Consider the following 18,477-nt stretch of genomic DNA (forward strand, 5'->3'; position numbering starts at 1 on the left):
CTGTTGGGTTAAGTTTGAAGAGGGACGCCTTGGCGTCCCTCTTCGAACTGCGAATCGTAAACAGCCAAGGAGCCTTAGAACATAAAGCGTAGCGACATCTGAATCTGCCGTGCGCTGCCGATGGCGTGGGTGACGATCCCGAGCCCGGCTGGGCAGTTATAGAAGCCTACGTTGGTGGCGTCGCAGGCAGTCGGCAGAACGGGTGTGCCGGCGACGGGGAAGCCGTTGTAGTTCTCGTTCTGCGAGACCTCGTTGCCGGGTACGTCGAAGCTGCTGGTGTTGGTGAGGTTGTAGACGTCGAAGGTGTACTTGAGGCTGTAGCGTTCGTTGAACCTCGTCAGTTTGATGAGCGAGGCATCAGCGCGCTTCTGGAAGGCTTGGCGGAAGATGTTGCGCTGACCTGTGGTGAAGCCGGTCTCATAGGGATCGGAGGTTGGCACGGCGTTGCTGAGACCACCGGCTGCCAGAAGCGGGAGGGTGAAGCAGGAGCTCTTGAGGGCTTCGTCTCCTGTACCGAAAGCTCCGGAGCGGCCGGTTTTGGCGTTCTTCGCGGTGCATCCGGGGGCGAGGGGAACGATGGGATTCGTGATGCCGTTGCTGACGCCGTAGTAGATGCTGCCGACGGCGCCGCTGAAGTCGATGACAGAGTAGGGTTGACCGCTCTGCAGGACGGTGAGGCCGACGAGAGACCAGCCGTTGGTGAAGAAGCTCTCGATGTTGTGCTCGTGGATGAAATCGGGAAGCCTGTAGACGTAGTTGAAGTTGATGACGTGGGTGCGGTCAAAGTCAGACGAGGCGTACCCGTCGCGCAGGTTAAGGGGATTGTTGCCGTTGTAGAAGAGGCCAAGGCCGCTCTGCTCGTCGAGCGCGTGAGAGTAGGTGTAAGAGGCGGCGACCTGCAGGCCGTGGCTCATGCGCTTGTCGATGTGGGCTGTGAGAGCGTTGTAGGCGTCGACGCCTGCGGCTTTGAAGTCGATGGACTCTGCCGCATAGCCGACGTAGGGAACGCGATGGTCGACGTTTCCTCCTTCGTAGTCCTCCCGGTAGGAGGAGTTGTCGGGCAGTAGAGCGCCGCCGACGTTATAGCCGTAGGAGTAGTTTTCCCCGTGGATGGGACTGGCGGGAGAGGCGATGCCAGGCTGATTGAAGGGAACGGGGATGACCTGATGGCGGCCGAGATTGCCGACGTAGCCGATCTCTACGGCGATGTCGTTACGCGGCTGCCATTGGATATCGAGCGTGTAGTTGTAGGTGTAGGGGAGCTTGTTGGCGCGGTCGTAGACGCCGAGCGAGACGGGCTGGCCGCCGTTGCTGATGCTCGCGAGGTTGGGCAGATACTTGCTGAGGTCGGACGATTTGGGGTTGGTGGGAGGCGCGTTCTGGACGTTGGTGTATGGATTGGCCAGGTTGCCTGTGGCCGCGTTTGCAGACGTTGGAGCAGCAAAAGGATCGTTGGAGCCTCCAGCCCCACTGGTGTTCTGGCCGCAGGTCGGGATGTAGCCGTTATAAAGGGTATTGTTGGGGCAGCTTTGAGCTGTTACGAAGGGAAGCTGCTGGTTGACGCCGAAGGGGCCGCCCGTGACGGTGCCGATGGCGTAGCCGGGCGAGAGGTAGCTGAAGAGCTCTCCGCGGTCATAGTACATGCCAAAACCGGAGCGGACGACGATCTTGCTATGGAACATCTCCGGCTGCCACGCTGCTCCGAGGCGCGGGCCGAAGCCATACTGGCGTCCGGTAAGGGTGGTGGGGCTGATGCCAGAGGTTCCATTCGCATTGTTGCCTGCGATGATGAAGCCGGGCTGGGTGATGGTGTCCGAGGCCGCGTTGTACTGATAGGCGTTGGGATCGCCGGGATGCTTCGGGTCGGGGAAGTCAAAGTTGAAGATGCGGCCCTCTTTTTCGGTGAGTCCACCGTTCCAGTCGTAGCGGAGGCCAGCGGTTAGCGAAAGATTGGGCGTGATCTGGAACTTGTCCTGAACGTAGCTGCCGATCTGGTTGGCGCGATAGTAGCGGCTGGCATTACCCTGCAGGAAGGAGCTGACATAGAAGGCGGTGGAGGAGCTGCCAGGGGTGACGTAGCCTTGCGCGTAGGCGCTCAGGTCGTCGGTGGCGACGGTGCCGTTGCCTGTGCGCTTGTCGATGGTGTTGAGCTGGGTGTAGCTGTAGTTGGTGCCGAAGCTGACGGTGTGTCGGCCGAGCGTCCAGATGGCGTTGCCAGAGGGTTGCCAGCGGTTCTGAAAGGCACCGGTATTGGGAGCCTGACCTTCCGCGTTTGGACCGATGTTCAGGATGCCGGAGCTTTCGAGACCGTACTGGCCCTGGGCGCTACCCAACACGTTCACGATGGAGACGCCGGGAAAGTAGTTCGAGCCGAATTCGTTGATGGAGACCGTGCCGAGCGCGCCTCCGGGGATGGCATTGGGACCGAAAGGCTGCTCATTATCGACCCAGGTCTTTTCGCGGATGAAGCCCATGGTCTGTGTGGTGCTGAGGTTGGACCGGAGCAGGTAGGTGTTGGTAATGGCAATGACCTGTGCGCCGGAGTCGAGGTGCTCAGTGAAACCAGGAACGCTGGAGTAGGCATAGGGCGCGATGGTGGGATCGTGCTGGTAGTAGTACTTGAGGGAGAGGGTGTCTTTGCTGGAGATGTTGTAGTCGATGTTGGCCACAGCCATATCGGCCTTGAAGTAACCGGTGCCGGGGATGAAGGCGTTGAACGGATGAGAGGGCGAGAGGCTGGAGGAGCCGGTGTCATTGGGGATGAGCCATTTGCCGGGTTCGCCGGGAAGCGAGGGCGAGTTGAAGAGGGCGAGGGCTGTGTTATCGATATTGCTGGCGGCGAGGCCGGAGCCGAAGTTGTTGTTGACGATGCCTGCGAAGCCGGCCGCAGTGCGGTTAGTGTCGGAGAGTCCGACGGGCACATCGAGGAAGGAGTCGCCAATCTCCTGGTCAGAGACGCGGAGGTGTTGATAGGAGACGAAGCCGAAGAGCTTGTCCTTGATGATGGGGCCGCCGAAGGTGCCGCCGACGACGTACCGGTGCAAGCCCGGATTCACGAGCTTGGGATCACTGTTGATGATGGGATCGTTCTTAAAAAAGAACGGCGCTGCGTTGAGCCAGTTGGTGCCGCGTTGGCCGTAGACGCCGCCGTGGTAGGCGTTTGTGCCGGAGGCGGTGCTCATATCGATGTGTGCGCCGGAGGTGGAGCCTTGCTGAGCGTCATACATGGAGGCGTTGACGCGAACCTCGGAGATCATGTCGGGCGCGGGCGTGGGGATGGCGTTGCCAATGGAGAGATAGACGGAGGCCACGGACTGGATGACTCCGCCGCCGCCGTTGCTGGTGGAGGCTCCGGTGCTATTGATGACACGGGCGGAGCCGACCTGGCTGGTGCTCTTGCCGTTGAAGAGGTTACTGGCATCGACGCCGTTGAGGGTGAAGCTGTTACTGGTATCGCGCTGGCCGTTAGCCCAGATGGGCGGGTTGCCGAGGCCGGAGAGGGCCCCGGTGCCGCCGGGCAACTCCGCGCTGAGGCCGGGCGAGAGGATCGCGGCCGTCAGGGGGCTTCCTGTGGGCAAGGGAATTGACTGGATCTGCTCCCTGTCCATGACATAGCCGTTGGTTGTGTCCACGGCGTTCATAAGCGGCACTGCGTCTACGCTGACGACAGTGTTGACCGCACCAACAGTGAGCGATGCGTTGACCGTTCCGGTGCGGTCGCTTTGCACGGGAACTGCTGCCATCTTTTGTGTCTGGAACCCATCCTTGGTGAAGGAGAGGGTATAGGTGCCGATGGGGAGATTGGCAAAGTCGTAGAACCCGTTGCCACTCGAGACCTGGGTCCGAGTGAGGCCGGTCTGCTCGTCTACTACCGTGACGGCGACTCCGGGCAGGATGCCGCCCTGGCTGTCTGTGACGGTGCCTGTGATGCCCCCCAGGGTCTGCGCGAAGGCGGGAGAGATCAGCAGGAGAGCCAGCAGCTGACAAAACACGACGATGAGTGATAGGCGAAGACGCTTAGTCATATACTGGCTCCGGAAAAGTACTGCAGCTTGTTCGAATGCTGGTTTGCGATCAATCTTTTTGAGACTGTTTGGACGGATGGGCAGAGATACACGAATGCAGCGATGCAGCGCGGCAAATCCGCGGCAACTACGCTTAGGAGACTGGAGTGAAAAAACTCAGGATTCGTGAGACTCAGTTTTTTATGTTGAACTTGGAATGATTTTGAGCATAACTGAAATCGTCAAAATCGAGAAGTGAATTCGTGATTCCCAAGGATGCGTCTTTGACATGAAGATGATGCTCCTTGGAAGACTTCAGACAGGGCTTGTGAGGCCACGTGCCTTCAGCATGGGCTCGATTTTTGGCTGCCTGCCAAGCCAGGCGGCGAAGAGAGTTGCGGGATCCTGGGTGTTTCCCTGCGAGAGGACCATGGCGCGGAGGCGGTCTCCGTTGTCTCGGGTGAGGCCGCCGTTCTCTTCAAACCACTGGAAGCCGTCGTGTTCGAGCATCTCGCTCCATAGATAGGCGTAGTAGCCTGCTGCGTATCCACCGCCCCAGATGTGAGAGAAGTAGGTCGACCGGTAGCGGGGCGGAACGAATCTGAGGGCGATGTTTTTCTTTTCCAGGGCGGATTGCTCGAAGGCGTTAGGATGTTGCGGCTGGGTGCTGTCGGGAAGGGTATGCCACTGCATGTCGAGTTCGGCGGCGGCAAGTAGTTCCGTGAGCTCGTATCCCTGGTTGAAGTCGGCGGCACGCTTCATCTTTGCTGCGAGCTCTTCGGGCATCGGTGCGCCGGTCTGGTAGTGACGGGCATAGTGATCGAAGATGGCGGGATAGGTGGCCCAGTGCTCGTTGAACTGGGAAGGGAATTCAACGAAGTCTCGCGCTACGGATGTTCCGGAGAGACTTGGGTAGACGGTCTGCGAGAAGATTCCGTGGAGTGCGTGGCCGAACTCGTGGAAGAGCGTGATGACGTCGCTGAAGGCGATGAGCGCGGGTTCAACTTCGGCGGGCTTGGGGACGTTCGAGACGTTGTAGATGACGGGGAGGGCGGCCATCAGGTTCGATTGCCGCACGAAGCTGCCCATCCAGGCGCCGCCGTTCTTGTTGTCGCGCTTGTAAAAGTCGCAATAAAAGAGCGCTAGAGGCTTGCCGTCAGCCTCTACTACTTCGAAGACCTGGACGTCCGGGTGCCATACCGGGAGGTCGTTGCGTTGGTTGAAGCAGATGCCATAGAGCTGGGTTGCTGCATGAAAGACGCCGTCGTGCAGCACGCGGTTCAGTTCGAAGTAGGGACGCAGCTCGGCCTCGTCAAGATCGTACTTCGCCTTCCGCACCTGTTCAGAGTAGAACTCCCAATCCCATGGTTCGAGTTGGAAGCCACCATCTTGAGAGTCGATCACCTTTTGGATCTCACTCGCTTCATCTTTCGCGTTGGCTACCGCTGCTGGGACCAGCGCGTCCATGAAGCTGACCGCAGTTTCGGGGGTCTTCGCCATCTGATCATCAAGCTTCCATGCTGCGTAGCTGTCGAAGCCGAGCAGCTTTCCTTTCTCCGCGCGAAGCTGGGCGAGCCTGGACACCGTTGCCCGCGTGTCGTTCGCATCATCACGTTCGGATCGGCCCCAGGAGGCTTTAAATATTGCTTCACGGGTATCCCTTGTGTGCAGCGCCGAGAGCCAAGGCTGCTGCGTCGTATTCTGCATGGGAAGCAACCATCCTTCCATCTCTCTTGCCTTCGCCGCTCGCTCCGCGCCGCTGATCTGTGCCGAAGTCAGACCTGCCAGGGAATCTTTGTCCGTGGTGAAGTAAGCGGCTTCCTTTGAGGCTGCCAATATCTTGCTCTTGAAGTCGTTCGAGAGCGCAGACTCCTCTTCATTGATCTCTTTCAACATCTGCTTATCGGCGTCGGGCAGGTTCGCCCCCGCACGCACGAACTGCCTGTAATAAATCTCCACCAGGCGGAGCGCCTCCGGGTTTAGCTCCAGCGACTCGCGCGCCTCATAGACCGCTGCTACGCGTGCAAAGAGTTTGCTGTCCAGAAAGATTGCATCGTGATTTGCCGCCATACGCGGAGCTTCTTCCCTTTGCACTCTTTCGAGCTCTGGATTGGTGTTCGCTCCGGTCACTCCGTAGAACGCCGCTAGGACACGCTGCAGCAAAGTGCCTGTCTTTTCCATCGCCACGATGGTGTTCTCAAAGGTCGGCGCGGCGGGGTCATCAGCGATCACCCGCACTTCTTTGAGCTTCTCTGTCATTCCTGCCTCGATGGCAGGCTGATAGTCGCTATCCTTAATCTGGTCGAAGGGAGGTGCCTGGAAAGGCAGAGTGCTCGGCATATAAAAGGGATTCGCCGGGCCAAACTCGGCTATGGCAACTTCGGCTGTCACGACACCTGAACTTATCATCCTTGCTGCCCTCACTCTCGTGTCCTGCTTCTCGTCTATCTGATCGTCTTATTCATCTTCTGCCATAAGGCACTCATGCTGCCACTCACAGTGCCATCTCACCCCGTCACGAAGACCACCCATCTGCCGATAGATACTGCATGTACAAGACGCGGTACAATCGCCAACATCTCTTTCGCCAGCAGGATTCGCCATGCCAGCCGTAGACGCCGACGCATTCCAGCTCGCCCGAACCCCACGCCCCACCGTCTTGCCACCGCTTGCCGGGCTTGATCTCCATGCCCTCTACTACTCCGCCCGCACCGGCGGCGATTTTTTCGACGCCGTCGCCGCTGGCCCACGCGTCATCTTCCTGCTTACCGATATCGCCGGGCCACATGCTCAGGCCTATCCAATCGCCGCTCGTATCCAAGACACACTTCACCAACGCGTACCGGAGCTGTTTGGCTGTGGCGAAATCAACCTTCCCGACACTCTTGCCACGCTGGCCCACGCGATCAACCACACCATCCTCGAGGCGACCGGCAGAGCCTGTTTCGCCCCTACATTTTTCGGCTGCTTCGACCCGTCTCTCGGTATCCTTTGTTATCTGAACGCCGGCGGACAACCAGCGATCTTTCGCGACACCAGCGGCACGCGCACCCTTGGAGGGGGCTCCATACCGCTTGGGCTGTTCACTCATCTGACCTTCGAGCCAGCCATCCAAGTGTTCGAGCCGGGAGCCACTCTACTCCTGGTGACCAAAGGAGTTCCGGAGGCAAGTCGCGGACAGAGGCACTTTGGAGTGGAACGCCTGACGCGTCACATGGAGACGTTTATGGACGGATCCGCCTTCGACCTGTGCAGGACCACATTGCATCAGGCGCATCGCTTCAGAAAGCTTCCTTGGTATAGTCTGCAGCGACTGCCTTTCATGAAGCCTGAGCGGGTGGAGGATTTGACCGCAGTGGCACTGGTGCGTCCTTTCTAGCACTGAAAGCATCTTCGTTATCTTCTGTTTCTTCTCGGCAGGGCTGAGGCCCAGAACTCCTCCGTTTTCGTCTCTGGTGGTTACAATGCCTGCATGGAGAAAGTAGCCGAACAGGATCCTCGAGTTTACTTCGCCGCCGAGAGAACCTTCCTTGCGTGGATTCGTACCGGACTCGGTCTTATGGGGATCGGCTTCGCCGTCAGCCGCTTTGGTCTTTTCCTGCACCAGATGAGCGCGAGCATGGCTCATCTGCCCACCCGCACCTCGGGTATCTCGGCTTGGTCGGGTATTGCGCTGGTTGGGCTTGGTGTTGTCGTCAACGTCGGTGCGGTCGTCCGGCACTTCCAGTTGATCCGGGAGCTTAGCTCAGGGACTTGGCAGCCGGGGCGAGTTTCGAAGGATGCTGTGGTGCTTGGCCTTCTTCTGGCCGCCGCCGGAGTTGGCATGGTCGTCTATCTCCTGCTTATCCGCTAAGTCCTTCCCGGCGTCTTCACAGATGCTATCTTGCGCCTGTTGGCTCGCTTCTTGGGCGCAAGTTGGTAGAATCAAAGGAAGGAAAGATAAAGTGGCCCGCGAGATAAGTTATGCGGTTGATTTGACCTTGGATCTCCTGTCGCATCTCTATCGGTCGCTCGCTGAGCACTCTTCCGGACAACAAGTTTTTTCGGCGTACTCCAGATGCCCGTAGCCAAACTCACTATCGAGCTAGAAATTCCGGCAGCGCAGTCGCTCAAGGACCGCCGCCAAGTGTTGCGGTCGATGAAAGATAAGCTTAGGCATGGCTTCAACCTGTCGGTCGCCGAGCTCGACGAGGGCATTGTGTGGAATCGCGCCACACTGGGTATCGCGGCGATATCTTCCTCTACGAGCTACCTCACAGGACAGATGCACCAGATCGACCTGGCAGTGCACCGTATTGCCAACAATCTAAGCGCGGAGATCCTTGATTCGTACGCGGAGATCCTTGCAGAATGAACCACAGTTCAGTCGTATTAGCCTATAATTCGCCCTTAGCCGCCGCAATCGACAACGTCTGCCCCGAAACCTGGCCCGCCGACTAGGTCAAACGGCCCAACTTTGATATCCTCAACCGTTCGCTTCAGTCAAAACCATATGCCCGAACAACGCGCCAGAACGTACCACCGCAATCGAGTTGCACAGACCTTCTCCGAAGAGATCGGAGCCATGCTGGAGGGTGAACTCTCCGATCCTCGCATCGCTCCCAGTTACGTAACCGAGGTTGTGCTCGCCCCCGGGGGTAAGTCTGCCCGGATCTTTGTCGCCGTCCATGGCAGCGAGGACGAAGAGGCTTCCACGCTGGAGGGTCTGACTACTGCCAAAGCGTATATTCGCTCGCAACTCCGTGATCGCATGGGAGTTCGCCACATTCCCGAACTTACATTTGCCATTGATCGGTCTGAAAAGATGACTGGTCGCATGGATGAGCTTCTTGCCCGCACTCGTAAACGCGAAGATAAGCGCGCCGCGGCGGCCCAACCCGTTTCTGTGCAAACATCCGACCTGCCGACGCCCTCCAAACCATGACCCTTGCCACCCATCCTCTGGAAGTCAGGCAGCACGAGGCAGAGATTGCCGCCGTATTAGCGGTGTTCCGCTCCCACAGCCGTTTCCTGCTCACCTCCCACGCCCGTCCAGACGGCGACGCAATCGGCTCGACACTCGCGTTGGCCGAGGTGCTCGACCAGCTTGGCTGTCATACCGACATCGTCTTCGCGGATCCGATCCCTCATATCTATCGCACACTGCCAGGGGTTCATCGGGTTCGGCTGGCGCCGTCCGTTTCAGATGTGGATCCAAATCTGAGTACGCCTGCGATTCTGCTGGAGTGCGACGGTATCGCCCGCACCAGCCTGCTTGGCCTTGAAGGCCGGCCGCTGATCAACATTGACCATCATGCCAGCGGACGCCCGTTTGCCTCGATCAACTGGATCGACGAGCACGCCTGCGCTGTGGCGGCGATGGTCTACCGCATCGCCATCGCTGCCGGTGTGGAGATTACACCTTCCATGGCAACCTGCCTCTACACCGGTATCCTCTCCGATACCGGAGCCTTCACGTACCCGAGCACAAGCGCCGAGACCTTCGCGCTGGTCCATCACCTGGCCGATTCGGGAGCCAACCCGAGCCAGATCGCGCGCGATATCTACTTTTCCAATCCGGTCACCAAGATTCAACTGCTTGGTATCGCGCTTTCAAATCTGCAGTGCGACGGCATCCTCGCCTGGACGTGGGTCACGAGTGAAGATATGGCCAGGATTGGAGCCATCGCCGAAGACTGTGAGGGCGTGGTGAACTACCTGATCAGCATTGCGGGGGTGGAGTCGGCGGTGTTTCTGCGAGAGGTCTCGGATGCAAGTCAGTTTCGCCTGAGCATTCGCAGCAAAGGCAAGATCGACGTCGCGCAGGTTGCGGAACACTTTGGCGGGGGTGGTCATCGCAGCGCCAGCGGCTGCACCCTCGACGGGCCTCTCGGGATAGCGACCGAGCGCATCCTTGCCCAGTTGCGCATAGGACTCTGTTAGCCTTGTCTCGCTTCTCTAAATAAATGAACGATATGCAACAATCCGCCGACCCGGATGCCGGGATCTCCCACGCACCTGTTCCATGGCTTCGCCGGCATGTCGAACTGCCGTCGCTGGTCACGGTGCGTGAGTTCCTCGTCCTCTTTGTGGTCACAATCTTTCTCTTGCTATACGGACTGGTTCCGATGTTTGGCGGGGACCAGCTTGGGCTTGTAGGCGCCGACGAGCCTCGCTACGCCCAAATAGCCCGCGAGATGCTTACCGCGCACTCGGAGGCCTGCCACGAGGTCGACGCCAAGATGGTGCCGCGCAGCCTGCGTCTGGCCGACCTCCGTGCGTCATTTCACTGCATCGCTGGGGGTACGGTAACTCCGATCCTCTATGGGCAGCCGTGGCTGGAGAAGCCAGCGCTCTACTACTGGCGCGCGATGAGCTTCTTCAAGGAGTTTGGCGTCTCGGATTGGACGGCACGGTTGCCCTCCTCGTCCGCTACGCTTGCGCTAGTCATCCTGGTCTTTCTTCATATGCGGCGCTTCCGTCCGGGAGGGCATCTGGACGCGGCGCTGATCACGACCTCGTGCATTGCGATTGTCAGCTTTGCGCGGGGGGCCTCCACCGATATGCAGCTGGCCGCGCCGTTCTGCATCGGGATGCTGGGCTGGTATGCCTGGTACGAGACCGGAAGGAAGTTCTGGCTGTTCGATCTGTACTTCTTTGGCGCGGCTGCTACGCTTGCGAAAGGCCCCGTAGCTCCGTTTCTTGCGCTATGCATCATTCTGCTCTTTGTCGGGCTTCGCCGTGAGTGGTCGGTTCTGCGGCGGACGATATGGTGGCCAGGCGTTCTGCTCTACTTGGCGATGGTTCTACCGTGGTACATCGCAGTTCAAAAACGCAACCCGACTTTTGGCAGGCTGTTTTTTATCGAACACAATCTGGAACGATTTGCTACCAATCGCTATCAGCACCATCAGCCCTTCTGGTATTACATTGCGGTTCTTCTTATTGGGCTAATGCCGTGGACGGTGCTGGCTATCCGCGCACTGGTGGACTCCATCGAGGTCTCGATCGCAGAGTGGAAGGTGCGGCACAAACCGCAGCGCTATCTAGGCCACACACGTGCGGGCGATGCCTTTCCGGAGTTCCTGGTTCTGTGGACACTCTTCCCCATTCTTTTCTTCTCATTTTCGGGTTCCAAGCTTCCCGGCTATATTCTGCCTTCGATCCCTCCCCTCACCATTCTGACTGCCGACTACCTTAACCGCGTCCGTCGAGAAGGCCTTCCGCGCTGGCTGCTGTGGTCTCACGCGGGCCTCTGTGGTCTCCTTACCTTCGTCCTTGTGCTGGCGCCACAGCATATGAAGTACGAGACGCTGGTGCCGTCCGCGCAGTGGCTCCTGATCGCTGGCGCGTCTGCTATAGTCTTCGCCGCGATCGTCTTTCTGGTCATCCAGCGCTGGGGTATCTCACAGGTCTGCAACGTCACCCTGCTTCCAATTCTTGCTTCTCTGATCTTCCTGCTGGGCTTTCATGGCAAAGATCTCGACATCAACTACTCTGCCCGTCCCCTCGCACGTGAGATTCAGCGCCAGGCACCAGATGTGAAACTGGTGGCGACGGACCTGATTAAGCGCGACATGGACTATGGGCTGGCTTTCTATCGCAACCAGCCTATGATCCACTACGGCAGCGATGGGGTTCCTGACGCCGAACATATCCTGGTCATCCGCGCCAACGATACCGCAGAGCTGGACCACTGGCTCGCCGGACGCGTCTATAAACCGATCTTCCTCTACGAATCGCAGGGTCTTGAGGTATATCGGGTTTATGCTAAGTCTTGACGGACCAGAGTCTTCGTCTCGCTTCGCCCGTTTCTGACCTCTAACTTCCTATAAGCTCAACGGAGACCTTCCCGAGAGTATGACCGTCGCGACCCAACTCGAGATACTGGACCTTCGTCACTTTTCCGCGCGCCAGCTACGGCCTCTGCTCGAAGCCGAGGCCCGCATCTGGGAGAAACAGCTTCGCTGGAACTACAAGGCCTCCACCGAGCTTCTGCTGCAATATCTCGACTCGCGCATTCTGCCCGGTTTCGTTGCCCTCGACCGCGGGCGCATCTGCGGTTTCACCTTCTGCGTGTACGAGGGCCACAAGGCGGTTATCGGCGATGCGTTCGCTCTGGCCGACGACCCCGGACAGACTCTTTCGATTGCGCACACCCTGCTACACCAGCTTCTCCAGCTGCTGCGCTACTCGCCCGATATCCAACGGGTCGAGTCCCAGTTACTGCTCTACAACGCAGGCACGATCGGCGAGGTATTCCTTGCGGCGGGCTTCAGTCTCTATCCTCGCTTGTTCATGGAGTACGACCTCCTGCGATCTCAACTCGCGGTCGTCGAAAGAGAGACTGTAAGCGGAGGGCTCAAGCGTGAGATTCCAGGAGAGAGTGGAGTTCAGGTCCGTCCAAAAGCAGAGCCGCCGCCACACATCCAGCTTACGGCGTGGACTGCGGAACACTATCAGGCCGCAGCCGAGCTGATCCACGAGTCCTACATCGGCCACATCGACGCCCGTATCAACGATCAGTACTGCTCCCTGCACGGCTCGCTGCGTTTTCTTCATAATATCGTTCGTTTTCCCGGCTGCGGCGTGTTCGATGCCAGCTCCTCATGGGTGCTCTACGATAGGCGCAACGGGGCGCTGGTCGGCATGGTCCTCTGCTCCCGTGTTGCGGACGATGTCGCTCACATCACCCAGCTCTGTATCTCTCCCCGCTATCGCGGACACGGGCTTGGCCGAAGACTTCTGGACCATTGCACCGGACATCTAGCCCGAACCGGCTTCGCCGCCATCACCCTGACCGTGACCGAAGCTAACCAGCAGGCTGTCGCGCTCTATCGCGACAGGGGCTTTTCGATCCGCCACCGCTTCGAAGCGATGGTATTAGACAAGGCCTAGCCCACACACCCTCTACGCTCTCCTCGACGATAGGGAAGGCCTCTCTGCGCATGTGCATGCAAGCTAGCTTCTACAGCGCTTTACCGGCCGGAGAGCGAGCCTTGACGCCGTAAACGATCCGGTGGTGGCTGTTTTGAATAATCAGTAAAGATAAGTTTGTGAGGAATAGGATTTACGCAAGTGGGAATGACTTGCCTTGCCACGGGGGAGTATCCCATCGCCGATAAGCTCATGTCCTTTGTGCAAAGTAGCGATAAATAAAGGTAATTCATACCGATTCCCTGAAGAGTGGACCAGCCAAAATTTTTCCTAATAAAAAAATCTTGACAGTTGCTGTGCGCGGTAGATAAAGTTCGCGTCGCGTAGAAAATACAAACTCGACGCAGGGAAGGCCATGTCCCACCGGCCTCTTCTAACGGATTTACCTTTCTGGAGGAACAGTATGAGGCACCACATCAACCTGAATGCGCCCGCAGGAAAATCGCGCTTATGGCACCTGCACTTCGGTCTTACCCTGCTGCTCTGTATGGCGATGATCCCGGTCCCTGCGGCGCTTGCTCAGGTGCTGTACGGCACGCTTGCCGGCACCGTGGCGGACTCAACGGGTGCCGTCATCCCGAATGCGTCAGTGGTGCTGACCAACCAGGGGACCGCGGAGGCCCGCACAGTTACGACCAACGCACAGGGTGAATACGCTGCCCTTAATCTTTCGCCCGGAATCTATACGGTAGCTGTCGCGCGAAGCGGCAACTTTGCTGGATTCACGGAGAAGAACGTCGCTATTAATGCCAATCAGCAGGTTCGTGTGGATGTCACGCTTCAGCCCTCCAGCATATCGACCGAGGTAACGGTGGATACGGCAGCGCCGATGCTCCAGACCGAGACGGCCGAGGTCAATCACAGCATCAGTCAAGCACAGGTCGCAGAGCTGCCGCTGACATCGACACAGGGACGAAACTTTCAGGCGCTGTACACGCTTGTCCCGGGAGCCGCGGCGGTCTCGGAGCAGAATTCAACGGCGTCTAATCCATCGCGCGCGATCTCGGCGAACGTCAACGGCACCGGATACAACGGCAATACAACACGCATCGACGGCGCCACGAACACCTACGGATGGCTACCCTACATTATTGCGTATGTGCCCCCAGCGGACTCGATTCAATCCGTCAATCTCGTAACCAACGCCTTCAACGCCGAACAGGGAATGGCGGGCGGCGCCTCCATCAACGTCATCGTCAAGACTGGAACCAACCAGTTCCACGGCAGTGTCTGGGAGTACAACCAGCTCTTCAACACCAACGCCCGGCCCTACGTAGAAACCGCTTTGGTTCAACCTGAGGTTCCAAAGAATATCTTCAATCAGTTCGGCTTCTCTATCGGCGGTCCTGTCTATATTCCGAAGATTCTGACCGGCAAAAAGAAACTCTTCTTCTTCCAGGACTTCGAACGTACGACGCGGCGCCAGCTGATCACAGGCCAGGCGACTGTGCCGACCACAGCAATGCTTGGCGGTGACTTCTCCTCGGTCGCCGGAACCACGACGCTCTATGATCCTCAGCCTGGTGGTCCTGGTAATCCGTATCTACCGGTAGGCTCTCGTCCGACGTTCATGTCGGAGTATGGATGCAACTGTATTCCGCTCTCTCGCCAATCGTCAGCGGCGGCAACGATGCTGAAGCTTTTGCAGCCTATCTCTAACGCAGTCGGCACACCATCCGCTGCGGCCCTCTCCGGACAGCTGATCAACGACTACAACGGCGCTGGAACTTTGGCTTATAACCGCAACACCTCCGACTCGAAGGTGACCTACAATCCGAGTGACGCTACGAGTATCTTTGGCCGCTATAGCGTAGAGCCATTCAACGTTAGCGATCCTCAGGAGCTGGGAGCAGCTGGTGGCAGCACATTCGACGGTGGACAGCCCGGCGCAGCCGCAGGTCGCATTCAAAACGTCGGACTCGGCGCCAGCCACGTCATCACGTCGAACCTCGTTGTCGATGCTGACTTTGGCTATACCCGTCAGGTTACAGGAGCGCAGTCTGCGATCGACATCGCCGATGGCAACTTCGGCCTAGACGTGCTGGGAATCCCGGGAACGAATGGCGTTGGCACCAACTATGCGGGGCAGCCGGCCTTTGCCTTCTGTAACACAGGCGCCACAAATAATAACTGCTTCAATACTTTGGGAAACGCCAACGGAGCAAATCCGTTTCTATTCCGGGATAACCAGTTCACCACGGATGTGAACGTGAGCTGGACCAAGGGTAAGCACGCCATGAAGTATGGCTTTACTTACTACCACTTCGATCTCAATCACTTTCAGCCTACAAGCGGCAACGATATCAATACGCCACGCGGCGGTTTCCGCTTCCAGGGTGGCCTGACGAGCAACTCCACAAGCAATCTGACGGACTATAACGCTCTGGCTGATTTCCTGCTGGGCCTTCCAAACAATGGCACAGGCTTGGCAGTTGCGAAGGCAGTCCAGTTGACCAATCCAAACTCCCTACGCTGGACTCAGTTAGCCGGCTACGCTCAGGACCAATGGATCGCATCCGCGAAGCTGACAGTGAACTACGGCGTCCGCTATGAGTACTATCCGGCTCCTTACCGGGATCATACGGGCGTCTATCGCCTGGATCCCACGCTGCCACAGTCAGGCAACGTCGTGATTGGAGGCGTGGGCGGCAACCCGGAGAATGCGGGCTTCAAGATGGGGTATGGCTCTTTTGTTCCACGTCTCGGGCTTGCGTACCGTGTCAACGAGAAGACCGTCATTCGCACAGGCGCGGGATTCACCACTGATCCAGACAGCCTCCGCTTCCTGCGCGATTCCTATCCTGAGGATCTCGCTCCAAACTACTCCGGAACCGCCGCAGCTACGATTGCTGTCGACCCATCCGGGAATCCTCTCCCCCTTACCGTTGGCATCCCGGCTCAGGCAACGCCGAATCTTTCGAGCGGTTTTGTTTCGCTTCCGGTTGGCTCGACAACCAACACTGCACCTGCAAACTATCGCCGTGGTTACATTACGAGCTGGAACTTGTTTATCCAGCAAGACCTCGGTGGACAGTTCGTCGCGAATATTGGCTACGTTGGAACGCATATTGTTCGCTCTTCCACTGGCCTCACTTTGAATGCTGCCCCTCTGCCGAGCTCTGCTACCACTTGTATGGCAAATGGGATGTATAGTCCAGATTCAGGATTGACGGGCAAGTGTAACTTTGCCGCCAACGAGATCATCAACCAGCAGCATTGCAACGCCTCCACCGGTTATCTTTGCTACAACACTGGCGGTATCACGATGAACGAGCCTCTGTTCAGCGCAAATTATGACGCTCTACAGTCACAGTTGACCCGTAATGCGGGCCGGCTGGCGCAGGTCGGCGTGGTCTACACGTGGTCGCATGCGATCAACTATGCAGACAATGGGGCGGGTTCCGGATCTACTGGACCGTCTTTCGCCTTCCCAGCTTACTTCAGCTTGAACAAGGCTACGGCGAGCTACGATCGTACAAACAACCTGCAGATCTGGACCATCTATCATCTTCCCTTTGGCAGTGGCCATGATTACCTGAACCACGGCATCGTAGGAGCGATCGCAGGCGGCTGGCAGTTGAATGGTCAGCTTAGCCATGTCAGCGGCGCACCCTTCTCGGTAAGCCCTTCGAGTTCGACTATCAACTCTCCTGGCAACACGCAGTATGCCGATCTGATCAAGCCCTATCGACAGCTCAGTGGTCACAACCGCACACCAGGCAATACTGCAATAAGCGGCGGCAACCCATGGTTTGACCCGACTGCTTTTGCAAACCCTACCCTGAACCCTGACGGCACTCCTCGCTTCGGCAACACACACCGCAATGAGTTTCGCGGTCCCGGTGTAACCGATATCAACGCAAGCGTCTTCCGCGGGTTTCACGTCTTCCGCGAGAGCGAGTTCCAGGTTCGTGTAGAGGCCTTCAACCTGCTGAATCACCCGCAGCTGATCGCCAATCCAAACTCGACACTCGGCAACAGCTCCTTCGGTTACATCACCAACTTCAGCAGCACCAATAATGCCAACCTTACGCGTACGCTACAGTTCAGCGGTCGCTTCAACTTCTAACAGCTGCAGATTTGTATAGTAAGAGGCAGCCTAACCGGGCTGCCTCTTTTTTAGCGGACGATGAGAGAGAAATACACGATGAACCGACGTTCTTATGTGTGGCCTGCCTTGATGCTGTTTGCGACGGTCTTCTACCACTCGAACTACGTGAGAGCGCAAACCGAATCGACGAGTGAACAATATCCTGCAGTGGTTCATTTAACTGCGGAACAGGACCATCAGAGAATGATGGATCTGCTGCACATAGATTCAATTCGACGTGGGCGAGACGGCAGTCCCGACTCTCCTTACGCGGCAAATTACGATGAATCGAAGGCGAACCCTTATCCTAGTCTTCCCAATCCGCTCATCCTGAACAACGGAAAGAGTGTGAAGACCGCGAAAGTATGGTGGAGTGAACGCCGCCCAGAGATTGTGGAAGCGTTCGATCGTGAGATCTACGGACGTGTCCCCGCAAGCACCCCTAAGGTGACGTGGGAGGTGATCAGTACAAAGAACACCACATACGGTACGACGCCGGTCGTGACGAAGAGCCTGCTCGGACACGTCGACAACTCGTCTTATCCGCTGATTCATGTTGATATTCAGTTGGAGTTGACTACTCCCGCCAATGCGAAGGGACGGGTTCCGGTGATCATGGAACTCAGTTTTCCAAATAGTCGACCTGCACGAGCCGGAGTACCGGCTCCTCCTCCGCCTCCGCCGGGACCGAGCTGGCAGCAGCAGCTTCTCGATAGAGGCTGGGGCTATGCAACTCTTATACCCGTCAGTATCCAAGCCGATAACGGGACGGGTTTAACTGAAGGCATCATTGGGCTCTGCAACAAGGGACAGCCCAGAAAACTGGACGACTGGGGAGCGCTGCGAGCATGGGCATGGGGTGCATCGCGTGCCCTCGACTACTTCGAAACAGATAGCTCCGTCGATGCCAGGCAGGTTGGAATCGAAGGTCACTCGCGCTATGGAAAAGCCGCGCTGGTTACGATGGCATACGATCAGCGGTTTGCGATCGCATACATAAGTTCGTCTGGAGAGGCGGGCGCGAAGCTAAGTCGCCGTAACTGGGGCGAGGTCGTGGAAAATGTTGCGGGAACGAGCGAGTATCACTGGATGGCGGGCAATTTTCTGAAGTATGCAGGCCCGCTGCACTGGACTGACCTTCCAGTCGATGCGCATGAACTGGTCGCATTGTGTGCTCCGCGCCCCGTGTTTATCGGAGGAGGCGCAACGCAGGGAGATGGCTGGGCGGATGCACGAGGAACGTTTATGGCAGAGGTTGCCGCCGGTCCCGTGTATCGGCTGCTGGGGAAGCATGACCTTGGAACTACTGAATTTCCTGCTATGGAGACACCTCTTATCAACGGCGATCTCGCGTTTCGACAACATAGCGGCGGTCACACTCCTGTTCCGAACTGGCCGACTTTTATCACCTTTGCGAGTCGCTACCTTCATGCTCCCGCGGCAGGAGCATAGCCGAGATCAGCCCTC

General features: G+C 57.9%; 11 protein-coding genes. 9 read left to right on the forward strand and 2 right to left on the reverse strand.

Annotated features, from left to right (window positions below; all coding sequences use genetic code 11):
* Window positions 1-74 precede the first annotated feature (74 nt).
* The gene (locus GSQ82_RS03765; RefSeq protein ID WP_158790682.1) at window positions 75-4,025 is read right to left on the reverse strand and encodes a TonB-dependent receptor; all 3,951 of its coding nucleotides are present in this window, start codon (window positions 4,023-4,025) and stop codon (window positions 75-77) included.
* Between the two features lie 294 nt (window positions 4,026-4,319).
* A complete protein-coding gene (dcp, locus tag GSQ82_RS03770; RefSeq protein WP_254061406.1) occupies window positions 4,320-6,395 on the reverse strand; it encodes a peptidyl-dipeptidase Dcp in 2,076 nt (691 codons plus the stop codon).
* 211 nt (window positions 6,396-6,606) lie between these two features.
* Between dcp and GSQ82_RS03775 the strand changes: the two genes are divergently transcribed.
* The 9 genes from GSQ82_RS03775 (at window position 6,607) to GSQ82_RS03815 (ending at window position 18,462) form a co-directional block, all read left to right on the forward strand.
* On the forward strand, window positions 6,607-7,383 hold the full coding sequence (locus tag GSQ82_RS03775; RefSeq protein WP_158790684.1) for a PP2C family protein-serine/threonine phosphatase: 777 nt from the start codon (window positions 6,607-6,609) through the stop codon (window positions 7,381-7,383).
* Window positions 7,384-7,476: 93 nt separating this feature from the next.
* The gene (locus tag GSQ82_RS03780; RefSeq protein WP_158790685.1) at window positions 7,477-7,857 is read left to right on the forward strand and encodes a YidH family protein; all 381 of its coding nucleotides are present in this window, start codon (window positions 7,477-7,479) and stop codon (window positions 7,855-7,857) included.
* 204 nt (window positions 7,858-8,061) lie between these two features.
* The gene (locus GSQ82_RS03785) at window positions 8,062-8,358 is read left to right on the forward strand and encodes a DUF503 domain-containing protein (protein WP_158790686.1); all 297 of its coding nucleotides are present in this window, start codon (window positions 8,062-8,064) and stop codon (window positions 8,356-8,358) included.
* A gap of 138 nt (window positions 8,359-8,496) precedes the next feature.
* Window positions 8,497-8,928, forward strand: a complete 432-nt coding sequence (gene rbfA / locus GSQ82_RS03790) for a 30S ribosome-binding factor RbfA (protein ID WP_158790687.1) — start codon at window positions 8,497-8,499, stop codon at window positions 8,926-8,928.
* Window positions 8,925-9,926: a bifunctional oligoribonuclease/PAP phosphatase NrnA gene (locus GSQ82_RS03795; RefSeq protein ID WP_158790688.1), complete on the forward strand. Its 1,002-nt coding sequence runs from the start codon at window positions 8,925-8,927 to the stop codon at window positions 9,924-9,926. Before rbfA ends, GSQ82_RS03795 begins: the two co-directional genes overlap by 4 nt.
* 23 nt (window positions 9,927-9,949) lie before the next feature.
* The gene (locus tag GSQ82_RS03800; RefSeq protein ID WP_158790689.1) at window positions 9,950-11,764 is read left to right on the forward strand and encodes a glycosyltransferase family 39 protein; all 1,815 of its coding nucleotides are present in this window, start codon (window positions 9,950-9,952) and stop codon (window positions 11,762-11,764) included.
* 79 nt (window positions 11,765-11,843) lie between these two features.
* Entirely contained in the window at window positions 11,844-12,881 is a 1,038-nt protein-coding gene (locus GSQ82_RS03805) for an N-acetyltransferase (protein WP_158790690.1), read from the forward strand.
* 442 nt (window positions 12,882-13,323) lie between these two features.
* Window positions 13,324-16,989 carry a TonB-dependent receptor gene (locus GSQ82_RS03810; RefSeq protein ID WP_158790691.1) on the forward strand — a complete coding sequence of 1,222 codons (3,666 nt, stop codon included), beginning with the start codon at window positions 13,324-13,326 and terminating at the stop codon, window positions 16,987-16,989.
* Window positions 16,990-17,067: 78 nt separating this feature from the next.
* The gene (locus tag GSQ82_RS03815) at window positions 17,068-18,462 is read left to right on the forward strand and encodes an acetylxylan esterase (RefSeq protein WP_158790692.1); all 1,395 of its coding nucleotides are present in this window, start codon (window positions 17,068-17,070) and stop codon (window positions 18,460-18,462) included.
* The last annotated feature ends 15 nt before the right edge of the window (window positions 18,463-18,477 follow it).

This window comes from Granulicella sp. L60, from assembly GCF_009765825.1.
GTDB lineage: Bacteria > Acidobacteriota > Terriglobia > Terriglobales > Acidobacteriaceae > Edaphobacter.

Excerpts from the sequence above, each read along its gene's own strand:
- GSQ82_RS03815 (WP_158790692.1), top strand. The coding sequence starts at position 17,068 with ATGAACCGACGTTCTTATGTGTGGCCTGCCTTGATGCTGTTTGCGACG.
- GSQ82_RS03805 (WP_158790690.1), top strand. The coding sequence starts at position 11,844 with ATGACCGTCGCGACCCAACTCGAGATACTGGACCTTCGTCACTTTTCC.
- GSQ82_RS03785 (WP_158790686.1), top strand. The coding sequence starts at position 8,062 with ATGCCCGTAGCCAAACTCACTATCGAGCTAGAAATTCCGGCAGCGCAG.
- GSQ82_RS03775 (WP_158790684.1), top strand. The coding sequence starts at position 6,607 with ATGCCAGCCGTAGACGCCGACGCATTCCAGCTCGCCCGAACCCCACGC.
- GSQ82_RS03810 (WP_158790691.1), top strand. The coding sequence starts at position 13,324 with ATGAGGCACCACATCAACCTGAATGCGCCCGCAGGAAAATCGCGCTTA.
- GSQ82_RS03780 (WP_158790685.1), top strand. The coding sequence starts at position 7,477 with ATGGAGAAAGTAGCCGAACAGGATCCTCGAGTTTACTTCGCCGCCGAG.
- rbfA (WP_158790687.1), top strand. The coding sequence starts at position 8,497 with ATGCCCGAACAACGCGCCAGAACGTACCACCGCAATCGAGTTGCACAG.
- GSQ82_RS03765 (WP_158790682.1), bottom strand. The coding sequence starts at position 4,025 with ATGACTAAGCGTCTTCGCCTATCACTCATCGTCGTGTTTTGTCAGCTG.
- GSQ82_RS03800 (WP_158790689.1), top strand. The coding sequence starts at position 9,950 with ATGAACGATATGCAACAATCCGCCGACCCGGATGCCGGGATCTCCCAC.
- GSQ82_RS03795 (WP_158790688.1), top strand. The coding sequence starts at position 8,925 with ATGACCCTTGCCACCCATCCTCTGGAAGTCAGGCAGCACGAGGCAGAG.